At 72.4% G+C, this 12056-nt stretch carries 12 protein-coding genes; 8 read left to right on the top strand and 4 right to left on the bottom strand.

Annotated features, from left to right (window positions below; all coding sequences use genetic code 11):
* Nucleotides 1-39: 39 nt before the first annotated feature.
* The gene (locus LIV37_RS43170; RefSeq protein ID WP_020873377.1) at nucleotides 40-615 is read right to left on the bottom strand and encodes a MarR family winged helix-turn-helix transcriptional regulator; all 576 of its coding nucleotides are present in this window, start codon (nucleotides 613-615) and stop codon (nucleotides 40-42) included.
* A gap of 350 nt (nucleotides 616-965) precedes the next feature.
* Between LIV37_RS43170 and LIV37_RS43175 the strand changes: the two genes are divergently transcribed.
* Complete coding sequence (locus LIV37_RS43175; RefSeq protein ID WP_020873378.1) at nucleotides 966-2321, top strand: glutamine synthetase family protein; 1356 nt, start codon at nucleotides 966-968, stop codon at nucleotides 2319-2321.
* Between the two features lie 29 nt (nucleotides 2322-2350).
* On the opposite strand, the gene LIV37_RS43180 is transcribed toward LIV37_RS43175, so the two are convergent.
* Together LIV37_RS43180 and LIV37_RS43185 are read right to left on the bottom strand one after the other, a co-directional pair.
* On the bottom strand, nucleotides 2351-3082 hold the full coding sequence (locus LIV37_RS43180; protein ID WP_020873379.1) for an alpha/beta hydrolase family protein: 732 nt from the start codon (nucleotides 3080-3082) through the stop codon (nucleotides 2351-2353).
* Nucleotides 3083-3255: 173 nt separating this feature from the next.
* Complete coding sequence (locus tag LIV37_RS43185; protein WP_020873380.1) at nucleotides 3256-4215, bottom strand: LysR family transcriptional regulator; 960 nt, start codon at nucleotides 4213-4215, stop codon at nucleotides 3256-3258.
* Between the two features lie 98 nt (nucleotides 4216-4313).
* Here LIV37_RS43185 and LIV37_RS43190 point away from each other — a divergent pair, with 98 nt between their 5' ends.
* From LIV37_RS43190 to LIV37_RS43210, 5 genes are all read left to right on the top strand, one after another.
* On the top strand, nucleotides 4314-5627 hold the full coding sequence (locus tag LIV37_RS43190) for an aspartate aminotransferase family protein (protein WP_020873381.1): 1314 nt from the start codon (nucleotides 4314-4316) through the stop codon (nucleotides 5625-5627).
* A 114-nt stretch (nucleotides 5628-5741) separates the two neighbouring features.
* Nucleotides 5742-6668: an ABC transporter ATP-binding protein gene (locus tag LIV37_RS43195; RefSeq protein WP_020873382.1), complete on the top strand. Its 927-nt coding sequence runs from the start codon at nucleotides 5742-5744 to the stop codon at nucleotides 6666-6668.
* Entirely contained in the window at nucleotides 6665-7480 is an 816-nt protein-coding gene (locus LIV37_RS43200) for an ABC transporter permease (RefSeq protein ID WP_020873383.1), read from the top strand. The genes LIV37_RS43195 and LIV37_RS43200 overlap by 4 nt, the downstream gene beginning before the upstream one ends.
* Nucleotides 7481-7509: 29 nt before the next feature.
* Nucleotides 7510-8730 (top strand): sensor histidine kinase, encoded by a 1221-nt coding sequence (locus LIV37_RS43205; protein WP_121824938.1) that lies wholly within the window; start codon nucleotides 7510-7512, stop codon nucleotides 8728-8730.
* Complete coding sequence (locus tag LIV37_RS43210) at nucleotides 8727-9332, top strand: response regulator transcription factor (protein ID WP_121824937.1); 606 nt, start codon at nucleotides 8727-8729, stop codon at nucleotides 9330-9332. The genes LIV37_RS43205 and LIV37_RS43210 overlap by 4 nt, the downstream gene beginning before the upstream one ends.
* A gap of 62 nt (nucleotides 9333-9394) precedes the next feature.
* Here LIV37_RS43210 and LIV37_RS43215 read toward each other — a convergent pair whose 3' ends face one another.
* Nucleotides 9395-10303 carry an alpha/beta fold hydrolase gene (locus tag LIV37_RS43215; protein WP_020873386.1) on the bottom strand — a complete coding sequence of 303 codons (909 nt, stop codon included), beginning with the start codon at nucleotides 10301-10303 and terminating at the stop codon, nucleotides 9395-9397.
* A 319-nt stretch (nucleotides 10304-10622) separates the two neighbouring features.
* Between LIV37_RS43215 and LIV37_RS43220 the strand changes: the two genes are divergently transcribed.
* Both LIV37_RS43220 and LIV37_RS43225 read left to right on the top strand, forming a co-directional pair.
* Nucleotides 10623-11777 carry an inorganic phosphate transporter gene (locus LIV37_RS43220; RefSeq protein WP_020873387.1) on the top strand — a complete coding sequence of 385 codons (1155 nt, stop codon included), beginning with the start codon at nucleotides 10623-10625 and terminating at the stop codon, nucleotides 11775-11777.
* A 27-nt stretch (nucleotides 11778-11804) separates the two neighbouring features.
* Nucleotides 11805-12038, top strand: a complete 234-nt coding sequence (locus LIV37_RS43225) for a hypothetical protein (protein WP_020873388.1) — start codon at nucleotides 11805-11807, stop codon at nucleotides 12036-12038.
* Nucleotides 12039-12056 lie beyond the last annotated feature (18 nt).

Raw genomic sequence — 12056 nt, forward strand, 5'->3', positions numbered from 1 at the left:
GCCCTGGGGGAGCTGCTCCGGGGGGTGTCCGGGGCGCGGTCACTGGCGGGAGCGGCGGCCCGAACGTCGTGGCGCGAGATCCCTTCCGTCGAGCAGTTGCCGTCGGCGCTCCTCGCCGTGCTCCTCCAACTGGGCCACGATCGCGCGCAGCCCGTTGGCGAGCCGCAGGCACTCCTCGGCGCTCAGCGGCGTGGCGACGAACGCCTCTTCGGCGTTGAACGCGGGGAAGAGGCGCTCCATGAGCTCCTCGCCCTCGGGGGTGAGCGAGAGCAGTACGCGCCGCCCGTCCTCCGGGTGGGACGCGCGGGCCACGAGGTGACGCGACTCCAGGGTGCGCGCGATTCCCGTCAGCGTCCCCTTGGAGATGCCCGCCTCCTCCGCGACCGACCAGGTCTCGGCCTCGCCCCAGATCCACAGCACCCACAGCACCACGAAGCCGGTCCAGGTCAGATCGTGCGGGCGGAGCGCGGAGTTCTCCAGGTGCTGGCGGACGGCCGCGGCGGCGCGGTGGATATTGGCGACGGCGGCCATCTGTTCGCGCTGCAACTCGAAGCCGCCCAGTCGTTCCTGGACGGCCTGTTCGGTCTCGGCGATGGATCGGCGGCGCCCGGGCACGGTGGATCCTCCTCGGCTTCGGGCGGCCTGGGCCGCCGGGGTGATTCGTTCGCGCTCAAATGTAGCCCCGGGCGCGCCGGGTGCCGGGCGACGGCGGTGCCGGGGCCGGGCGACGGCCCCCGCCCGGGGCCGGGTGGGAGCCGTCACCCGGGGCCGGGTGGCGGCCGTGTTCCGGTCCGCGGGTGGCCGCGTCCGGGCCGTATCGCGACAGACCTTGTGGACGGCCCGGCCGCCTCGTATCGTGTGGCCCTCTCGTTTGGCATCAAATAATTCCGGCACCCCCGTGGGCCGGGACAGGGCACGGGGCCAGAACGGAGCACACCGTCCGGCCCACTTCCAGGGAGCGACCATTGAGCGCCGAGACAGCCGACCGGGTCCACCGGAGGACCGAGGCGCTCGCGGCCGAGGGCATCGACGTCGTACGCGTCGCCTATCCCGACATGATGGGCTCCGACCGCGGCCGGGACATCCTGCTGCACCATCTGCCGCACGCGGTCGGCCACGGCCTCGCCTTCAGCCGGGCCGTCTACCACACCGCGGCGCTCGGCGATCACTCGTACATCCCCGGCGGCCTCGAAGCCGGTATGCCGGACTTCCTGGTCCGCCCCGACCTGACCACGCTCGTCGCCCTGCCGTGGGAGCCGGGCGTGGCCTGGTGCATCGGCGACGTCCGGGACCCGGCCACCGGGCTGCCCGTGCCCGAATCGCCGCGGGACCTGCTGCGTCAGGTCATCGGCCGGCTGCTCGACGCGGATCTGACCGCGGTCGTGGGGCCGGAACTGGAGTACGTCCTGCTCGACCCGGACCCGGACTCGCCCGTCGGCTGGCGGCGCTACGCCCCCGCCCCCGGCCATGTCTACACGACCGGCCGCAAGAGCGATCCCGACGGGCACCTCCTGCGCACCCTCCGGGCGCTGCACGCGCTCGGGCTCGACGTCAGCGGCGGCAACCGGGAGTTCGACAGCGGTCAGTTCGAGATCAACCTCAGCCACTCGGAGGCGCTGGACGCCGCCGACCGGGCCTTTCGCTTCAAGGCGGCGATCAAGGAACTCGCCCATGCGGAGGGCAGGTTGGCCACGTTCATGGCCAAGCCGTTCAACGACGGAGGCGGCTCGGGGTGCCATGTCCATCTGTCCCTCGTGGACGCGGAGGGGCGCAACGTCTTCGACGCGCCCCGGGAGCCGTACGGGCTGTCCGCCCCGGCGCGCCACGCCCTGGCGGGAGTGCTCGCCCACGCCCCCGCGCTCTCCGCGCTGCTCAACCCCACCGTCAACTCGTACAAGCGCTTCGGCCCGGACACCACGGCCCCCTGGCTGGTCAACTGGGGCCTGGACAACCGCAACGCCCTGGTGCGCGTCCCGCCCGAGCGCGGTGGCGCCGCCCGCCTGGAGGCCCGTCTCGGCGACGCCACCGCCAACCCCTACCTCGCCATCGCCGGTCTGCTCGCCGCCGCCCATCTGGGCATCGCCGCCGCCGAGGAGCCCCCGGCACCGATGACCGGCGAGGGCCGCGACAGGGGCACCGCCACCCCGCTGCCGACCGACCTCGGCCGGGCACTCGACGCCCTGGAAGGCGACGACCAGCTCACCGATGCGCTCGGCAAACCCTTCGTCGACGCCTTCCTCACCTTCAAACGGGACGAACTGGCCAGGTTCCAGCGGTACGTCACCGACTGGGAGTTCCGCGAGTACGCGCGGCTCGTCTGAGGCGGGTCCGCCCCAAGGCGCCGGAGGTCTCAGGCGAGATGCCGGGCGAAGAACCTCAGCGTGCTGTCCAGCTCGAAGGCCGGGCTCTCCGCGTGTGCGCCGGGGTTGGCGTGCAGTGTCTTCTCGGCCGAGGCCAGGGCGTCGAAGAGCGCCAGGCTCTGGTCACGCGGCACCCGCTCATCGTCCCACTGCACCAGGAACTCCACCGGGACGGTGATCCGGGCGGCGGCCTCGGCCGAGGCCGCCGCCCCGCCCAGGCCCAGCACCGCGGCGCGGACCCGGGGTTCGGCGGCGACGAACGGAACGCCGAGGCCGCAGCCCAGCGAGATCCCCCAGTAGCCCACCGGACCGGTGCCGACGTGATCGAGTCGCCGCACCGCGTCCAGGACCGCCTGCCATTCCGGAACGGTCCGGCGGGCCACGAGCGCCTGGAACTCGGCGATGAGCGGGGCCAGTTCCGCTCCGGCCTCCACACGCGCCTGGTTCTCGGCGGCGATCCGGCTGTACTCCTCATGCGGTGGCCGGTCACCGTGTCCGGGCACGTCGACCGCCACCGCCGTGAAACCGCACTCGGCCACGAAGCGGTGTGCAAGGGCGAGGATGTCCGGGGCCTTCTTGTGCTGACCGCCGCCGTGCCCCAGCAGGATCAGGGGACGGGCACCGGTGGCGCCTTCCGGCGTCCACAGCACGCCGGGTATCTCACCGAGGGTGAAGAGCTGTTCGCGGACACCGTCGGACGACGTTTCAGAGATGAAGCGCATTGCGTCGCAAGCCTTTCGGGATGCCTGATACGGGCACTCCCTAGGCCATGCGGGAGAAGGAGGCCCGACCTGTCACAGTGTTGATCGGTCCCACCTCCTCGGTTCGCGGCAGCGCACGGCGGCCCTGAAAATACCACGAAGGCGAGAGCGCAACGGCGCCTCGCGCCCGGCTGTCAGCGGTCCCGGACAGGGGGCTGGTTCCGCTGGTTCGGGGCGGACAGGCGGTCCGGGGCGGACAGGGCCGGGATCTCGGGGTGGTCGCGCAGGGCCGCCACGACCGCGTTCACCGCGGCGCGCTGCGTCGTGCCGCGCCGCACCGCGATGGTGATGTTGCGGTGCACCGGTGTGCTGAGCTCGCGGGTGGCGACCGCGTGGTCCGGGGTGATGGCGAGCGCGGGCAGCAGGGTGATCGACCGGCCCGACTCGACGTGTCGCAGCAGCATCAGATAGTTGCTGAACCGGCAGGCCACCCGGGGTTCGAACCCCGACTCCCGGCACAGCCGTACGGTCAGGTCAGCCATGTACGACTGCGGTCGGTCACACGCCCAGGTCTCCTCCGCGCACGCCGCGAGGTTCACCGTCGTACGGCTGGTGAGCGGGTGGTCGCGCGGCAGCACCAGCACGATCGGGTCGGTTCCCAGCGGGATGACCTCGAGGTCCGCGCCCCAGGAGAGGCCGACGTAGTCGGTGGTGGTGACGATGACGTCCGCCTCGCCCGAGCGGAGGGCCGGTCCGCCCTCGTGCGGCTCCAGCTCGATCAGTTCGAGGTGCAGCCGCGGGTGGGTGGTGGCCAGGCGGGTCGCCGCCGGGACCGCGAAGGTGTAGATCGCGCTCTGGAACGCCCCGAGCCGTACGGTGCCGATGGGCTCGTCGTTCAGGGCGTGCAGCTCGGCCTCGGCCTCCGCCATCTGGTCCAGGATCTCCCGGCCCCGGCGGGCCAGCAGCAGTCCGGCCGGGGTCAGCCGCACCCGCCGCCCGGTCCGCTCGATCAGCCGGCACCGGGTCTCGGTCTCCAGGACCGCAAGTTGCTGGGACACCGTCGACGCGCTCAGGTGCAGCGTCTCCGCGACCGCGCGGACGGTGCCCAGGGTTTCCAGCAGGCTGAGCAGCCGTAGCCGACCCGAGTTGAGCATGGGGGCGATTCTACGGGCCCATTGTCCGGTTCTGGCGAACAGAACGGTCGGATCTGTGCGATGGACGCGCGCAGTGGCGCATCCCTAACGTCGTTCGTATGGATCCCGAGACAGCCGGTGGCGCCATGGAGCGCCACCTCATCCGCTATTCCGGCCGAGCCGCGTTCACCCCCGAGGTCATCGCCCGCGCCGCGGGCACCTCGGTATTCACCGAGAGCGGCCGCGAGCTGCTCGACTTCACCTCCGGCCAGATGAGCGCGATCCTCGGCCACTCACATCCGGAGATCGTCGCCACGGTGCGCGAACAGGTCGCCCACCTCGATCATCTGCACAGCGGCATGCTCAGCCGCCCGGTCATCGACCTCACCCGGCGGCTCGCCGAGACGCTGCCCGACCCCCTCGAGAAGGCGTTGCTCCTCACGACCGGGGCGGAGGCGAACGAGGCCGCGGTGCGGATGGCGAAACTCGTCACCGGCCGCCACGAGATCGTCTCGTTCGCCCGGTCCTGGCACGGCATGACCCAGGCCGCCGCGAACGCCACCTACAGCGCCGGGCGCAAGGGCTACGGACCCGCCGCGCCGGGCAACTTCGCGCTGCCGGTACCGGACCGCTTCCACCCCGACATCGTCGACGCCGAGGGCGTACTCGACTGGCGCCGCCAGCTCGACCTGGGCTTCGACCTCATCGACGCCCAGTCGGTCGGCAGCCTCGCCGCCTGCCTGGTCGAGCCGATCCTCAGCTCCGGCGGCGTCATCGAACTCCCGCCGGGCTATCTCGCCGCCCTGGCCCGGAAGTGCCGGGAGCGGGACATGCTGCTGATCCTCGACGAGGCGCAGACCGGGCTGTGCCGCACCGGCGACTGGTACGCCTTCGAGCACGAGGGCGTCGTGCCGGACATCCTCACGCTGTCCAAGACGCTCGGCGCCGGGCTGCCGCTGGCCGCCGTGCTGACCAGCCCGGAGATCGAGCAGCAGGCGTACGACCGGGGGTTCCTGTTCTTCACCACCCATGCGAGCGACCCGCTGCCGGCCGCCGTCGGCAACACCGTCCTCGACGTCCTGGTCCGCGACCACCTCGACAAGCGTGCGCGCGAACTGGGCACGGCCCTGCGCGGTCAGCTCCATGAGCTCGCCACCCGCCACGACGTCGTCGGGGACGTCCGCGGCCGCGGGCTGCTGCTGGGGATGGAGCTGGTCGGCGACCAGGTGCTGGGCGCCGGCGGCGCCGACCGGCTGGGCGCGGCCGTCACCCGGCGCTGCTTCGAGCTCGGGCTGCACATGAACATCGTCCAGTTGCCCGGCATGGGCGGCACCTTCCGGATCGCGCCCCCGCTGACCGCGAGCGACGACGAGATCGCCCGCGGCGTCGCCATCCTCGACCAGGCGCTCACCGACGCCGTCCGCGGCCTCTGACGCCATGTCATGAGTCCGCCTGACGTCATCTCGTGAGTCCGCATGACATCTGTCATGCGGACTCATGACATGCCGCACTCCTCACGGCCCCGCCGTGCCGGAAACCTGGAAGGCATGGACACCGTCATCGAAACCGCCGACTTGCGGCGGCACTACAAGGGATTCGAGGCCGTGCGCGGCATCGATCTCACGGTCGCCCGTGGCGAGCTCTTCGCGCTCCTGGGGACCAACGGGGCCGGTAAGACCTCCACTCTCGAGGTCCTGGAGGGGCAGGCCACCCCCACCTCCGGGACCGTTCGGGTGCTGGGCGGCGACCCGTACCGCGACCGCGCCGCCGTCCGTCCCCGGATCGGGGTGATGCTCCAGGAGGGCGGCTTCCCGACCGAACTCACGGTCACCGAGACCGCGCGCATGTGGGCGGGGTGCACCAGCGGCGCCCGCCCCGTGCCCGAGGCCCTGGAGCTGACCCGGCTGACCCAGCGGCGGGCGGTGCGGGTCAAGCAGCTCTCCGGTGGCGAGCGCCGCCGCCTCGATCTCGCCCTGGCCCTGCTGGGGCGGCCCGAGGTGCTGTTCCTGGACGAGCCGACGACCGGCCTGGACGCGCAGTCCCGCCACGAGACCTGGGAGCTGATCCGGGAGCTCAAGGAGCAGGGCACGACCGTGCTGCTCACCACCCACTACCTGGAGGAGGCGGAGCAGCTGGCCGACCGGCTGGCGATCATGCACGCCGGGCGGATCGCCACCTCGGGGCGGGTCGCGGACGTGGTCGCCGAGCGGCCCTCGCGGATGAGCTTCGAGCTGCCCCTGGACTACTTCCTCGGCGATCTGCCACCGCTGGCACCGCTGGGGGTGACCAGGCAGGAGAACGCCGGGCGGACGGTCAAGCTGGAGACCGCCGATCTCCAGCGCACGGCGACGGCGCTGCTGCTGTGGGCCCGGGACAAGGACGTGGCGCTGAGCGGGTTCGACGCCCGGTCGGCCACGCTGGAGGAGGCGTTCATGGAGATCGCGAAGGGCCTGGAGAGCGAGGGCACACGATGACGACGTCAGCAGCCCGTACGGGACGCACACACGCGGCCACGCCCACCCGGGTCACCGCCATGGACCGCCTCGCCGCCCTCGGCCGCGCCGAGCTGACGCTGCTGGTACGCAGCAAGGCGTCCCTGGTCACCGCCGTGATCCTGCCGAGCATCATGGCCTTCGCGATGCGCGGCGTGGTCAAGGGGCTGGACCTCGGTGGCACCGGCCTTTCGGTGGCCACCGTCATGCTGCCCGCCGCGCTGGCGATGGCGCTGTTCTTCTCCGTCTACACGAACCTGGTCGGCGTGTATGTGCTGCGCCGCGAGACCCTCGTACTGAAGCGGCTGCGCACCGGTGAGGTGCGCGACTGGGAGATCCTCGTCGGCAACGCCCTCCCGGCGTTCCTGCTGGCGCTCGTGCAGTCCGTGCTGCTGGCGATCGGGATGACCGTGTTCCTGGACGCGGACGCGCCGGCCGCTCCACATCTGGCGGTGTTCGGCCTGCTCGTCGGCGTGGCGATGCTGGTGGCCGCGGGAGCGCTGACGGCGGCGTTCACCCGGACCGCGGAGAGCGCACAGCTGACGTTCCTGCCCTTCCTGCTGCTGACCATGGCCGCCTCCGGGGTCTACGCGCCGCGTGAGGTGATGCCGGACATGATGGCCGACATCGCCGCCTGGCTGCCGTTCTCGCCGGTGATGGACCTGCTGAGGGGCGGCTGGACGGGCGGCCTGGACGGGGTGGACCAGCTCCGGGCGGCGCTCCTCGCGCTGGCCTGGACGGGCCTGGCAGTGTTCGGTGTACGCCGGTGGTTCCGCTGGGGACCGCGAGGTTGAGGACGGCGGAGCCGAAGGTGATGGAGACGATGAGCATGAGCGTGGACGACTGGGTGGAGCGGCTCGGGAGCCCGGACGGCCCCGAGCGCTACCGCCGCTACACCGTCGCCACCGTCGTCTTCCTCGCCGCCACCGAGGCGGCGCTGTGGGTGTTCTGGATCGCGACGACGGAGGCCGGCACGCTCGGGCTGGCCCTGGTGGCGGGCGTGGGCGCGGTGCACGTCGCCGTCCAGGGGCTGCTCTCCCGCGCCGCCCTCCTCCACTACCTCGGCGCCGGACCGCGCCCGGTCCTGCTGGTCGCGCTGTACGCCGCCGTCACCGTGGTCATGGCCGCCCTGGGGTGTGCGCTGCTGGCCGCCGGACGCATCCATGACGGGAACCTGGCCGCGTACCTGGTCTGGCTGCTGATGTACTACGCCGGCCCGCCGATGCTGGCGCTGCCGCGCCGCGCCGGGGCGGCGCTGGTGGCAGCGGTGCCGGTGGCGGCGCTCGGCGCGGCGGCGGCCAGCGGGCTGTCGGGCGAGCCGCTGGCCCTCGTGATCGGCGCCACCTTGCTCATGGTTCCGTTCATGGCCACCGCGCTACGGGTCTCGGGGTGGAGCGTGCGGCTGATCGAGGAGCTGGCCAGGGCGCGGGCGACGCAGGCCCGCCTCGCCGTGGCGGAGGAGCGGCTGCGCTTCGGCCGCGATCTGCACGATGTGCTGGGCCGCAACCTCGCCGTGGTGGCGCTGAAGAGCGAGCTCGCGGTGGAGCTGGCCCGGCGGGGCCGGGAGGAGGCGGTGGCCCAGATGGAGGAGGTGCAGCGGATCGCGCAGGAGTCACAGCGGGAGATCCGCGCGGTGGTACGCGGCTACCGCACCGCCGATCTGCACGCCGAACTCGCCGGGGCCCGGTCCGTGCTCGAAGCGGCCGGGATCGACTGCCGGATCGAGAACGGCCCGGCGGCGCGGCTGCCCGCGCGGACGCAGACGGCGCTCGGCTGGGTGGTCCGCGAGGGGACGACGAACGTGCTCCGCCACGCACAGGGCGCGTCCCGCTGCGAGGTGTCGGTGCGCGCCACGGCCGCGGGCTCGGTGGCAGTGCTGATGGAGAACGACGGGGCGGACACGGACCCCCGACCGGACACCGGCAGCGGCCTGCCGGGGCTGCGCGAGCGCCTGGCCGAGGTGGACGGCACCCTGGCCACCGAACGGCGCCCGGACGGGATCTTCCGCCTGACCGCGAGGATTCCGTGGGAGGCGGGCGCATGATCAGGGTTCTGCTGGCGGACGACGAACACCTCATCCGGGGTGCGCTCGCCTCCCTCCTGGCGCTGGAGGACGACATCACCGTGGTGGCGGAGGCCGGAACGGGCGACGAGGCGCTGGCCATGGCCCGGGCACACCGCCCCGACGTGGCCGTGCTGGACATGCGGATGCCCGGACGGGACGGGGTGTCGGTGGCGGCGCGGCTGCGCGACGAGGTGCCGGAGTGCGCCTCGATGATCGTCACCAGCCACGCCGGGGCCGGGGCGCTGAAGCAGGCGCTGGCGGCGGGTGTGCGCGGCTTCGTGCCGAAGACGGTGTCCGCACGGCGACTGGCCGAGATCATCCGTACGGTGCACACGGACGGCCGCTACGTGGACCACGAACTGGCGGCGGACGCGATCGCCGCGGGAGAGTCGCCCCTCACTCCCCGCGAGGCGGAAATGCTGTCGCTGGCCGAGGACGGGGCACCGGTGGCGGAGATCGCGTCCCGCGCGGCGCTGTCGCCCGGGACGGTGCGCAACTATCTGTCCGCCGCCGCGGCCAAACTCGGCGCGGAGAACCGCCATGTGGCGGCGCGGATCGCCCGCGAACGGGGATGGCTGTAGAGGATTCGCGCCCCCTCGCCGGACAGCGGTCGGCAATCGGTCGGCGGTCGGTCGGCGGTCGGTCAGCGCGGGCGCCGGCGTCGACGGCGGCCGACGAGGAGGGCGCCACCGCCCAGGAGCAGCGCCGCCGCACCCGCGGTCACCCATGCGGCGGCCGCGTCGGCGGGCCGGGACTCCGCCCGGGCGCGGGAGCCGGAGGGGTTGGCCGCGGGCGACGGCCGGGCCGAACCGGTCGCGGTGGCGGCCTTGATGATGAGGTCGGTGACCGCCTGGGGGTGGGCGATCATGGCCACGTGGGAGGAGTTGATCTCCACGGTGTGCGAGTGGGCGCGCTTGGCCTCGAAGCGCTCCTGCCGGGGGTTGATGGTCTTGTCCTGCCGGGCGACGAGGAACCATGACGGGATCTGCCGCCACGCCGCCACCTTGGCCTTCTCCGAGAACGTGGCCGTCGCGGCGGGCCGTTGGGTCACCGCCAGCAGCTTCGCCGTACTGGCCGGCAGGTCGGCGGCGAAGACCCGGTGGAGCTTGTCCCGCTTGAGGTAGAGGTCCGTGCCCCGCACACCGCCACCGGCCCGGTAGGGCACCGCCTTGGTGGCGGTGGCGAGTTCGCTGGGGAACCGGGCGGCCAGCGACTGCCCGCTCTCCCCCTTGTCGGGCATCAGGGCGGACACGTACACCAGCGACCTCACCCGGGAGTTCCCCGCCGCGGCCGTGCTGATGACCGCGCCGCCGTAGGAGTGGCCCACCAGCACGATCGGGCCCTTGACGCTGTCCAGGACGGAGGCGATGTAGGCGGAGTCGGTGGCGAGGCCGCGCAGCGGGTTGGCGGGGGCGAAGACGGGGTAGCCGCGGCGCTCCAGCCGTTCGATGACACCGTTCCAGCTGGAGCCGTCCGCGAACGCGCCGTGGATCAGGACCACCGTGGGCTTACGGCCCGCCGCATCGTCCTCCGCCGCGGCCGGGGCCGCCACCGCCCCGCACACCACAAGGGCACACCCGGCCGCCACGGCGCGTGCCCGGAGACGTCCGTGTGCCCGGAGGCGTCCGCGTCCGGAGCCGAGAGCCGGAGACGCCGCCATGGTGTCCTCGCTTCCCTTGAGGGCTGTGGCCCCTCAACGTTCGCCGGACCCGTGGCGCGCGGCCGCGCGGCAGGGTCCGACCGGGTGAAGCAGGTGATCCACCAGGGTTGTGCCGCGCTGACAACGATTCCCACGACCTGCCCGCGTCGTCCTTGTACTGCCTTTGCCTCGAGTTCGCCGGGCATTGGCCTGGGCTTGTTTGCATGCAGGAATGGACCACATCACCTTCCTGGTGGCGGTCGTCATCGTCACGGCGCTCGCCTTCGACTTCACCAACGGATTCCATGACACGGCCAACGCGATGGCGACCTCCATCGCCACCGGCGCGCTCACCCCCAGAACCGCGGTTCTGGTGAGCGGGATCCTCAATATCGTCGGTGCCTTCCTGTCCACCGAGGTCGCCAAGACCATCTCCGGTGGCATCGTGGACGACTCCCTGGTCACCCCAGGCATGATCTTCGCGGGGCTGGTCGGGGCGATCCTCTGGAATCTGCTGACCTGGCTGGTCGGGCTGCCGTCGAGCTCGTCGCACGCCCTGTTCGGCGGGTTGATCGGGGCAGTGTGGGTCGGTGCGGGCTCGCACGGTGTGCACTTCGACAAGGTTGTCGAGAAGGTGCTGATACCGGCGGTGGCCTCGCCGGTCGTGGCCGGTATCGCCGCGCTGCTGGCCACCTACCTCGCGTACCGGTTCACCGACCGGGCCCGTGAGAAGTCCGTGACCAAGGGCTTCCGGGCCGGTCAGATCGGATCGGCCTCGCTCGTCTCGCTCGCCCACGGCACCAACGACGCGCAGAAGACCATGGGCGTCATCACGCTGACCCTGATCTCGACGGGCGCCCTCGGCCACGACGCCGGTCCGCCGCTGTGGGTGATCGCCTCCGCGGGTCTCGCCATCGGCCTCGGCACCTACCTGGGCGGCTGGCGGATCATCCGCACCATGGGCAAGGGCCTGACCGAGATCCAGTCCCCGCAGGGCTTCGCCGCCGAGACCGCCTCCACGACCGTCATCCTCACCTCCGCCCACCTCGGCTTCGCCCTGTCCACCACCCAGGTGGCCTCCGGCAGCATCCTCGGCGCGGGCCTCGGCCGACGGCTGGCGGAGGTGCGCTGGGGCGTCGCGGGCCGCATGGTGATCGCCTGGATGGTCACCCTGCCCGCCGCCGCGCTGGTCGGCGGCGTCTCCGCGAGCGTGGTCACGAACGGCGGAAACATCGGCGCGGCGGTCGTCGCGCTGATCGGCGCGGCCCTCGCCGGGGGCATCGTGCTCCTCTCCCGCCGTAACCCCGTGGACGCGAAGAACGTCAACGACGCACACGAGGTCACCATCCGCAACGAGCCGCCGGCCGAGGTCGGCACGGCCGCATAAGTCCTCGATTTCCGGAGAGTCAAAACGATGCATCTCGACTGGACCGCACTCGGCCAGGTCACCGCGGTGAGCATCGGCGTCACCGTCGCCGTGGTCACCGTCTTCGCCCTCGGCGTCCTGGGCGTCGCCCGCGTGGAGGCGGCCCGTGAGGAGAACGGCACCGGCTCGCCCCTGGGCCTCACCCAGGCCGGACTGTGCTTCGTGGCGTGCGCGGCGGTGGTGGCCTACGGGATCTATCTGATCGTGCCGCAGTTCCACTGAGAACGGAAAGGCAGGACC

The organism is Streptomyces rapamycinicus NRRL 5491, from assembly GCF_024298965.1.
Lineage (GTDB): Bacteria > Actinomycetota > Actinomycetes > Streptomycetales > Streptomycetaceae > Streptomyces > Streptomyces rapamycinicus.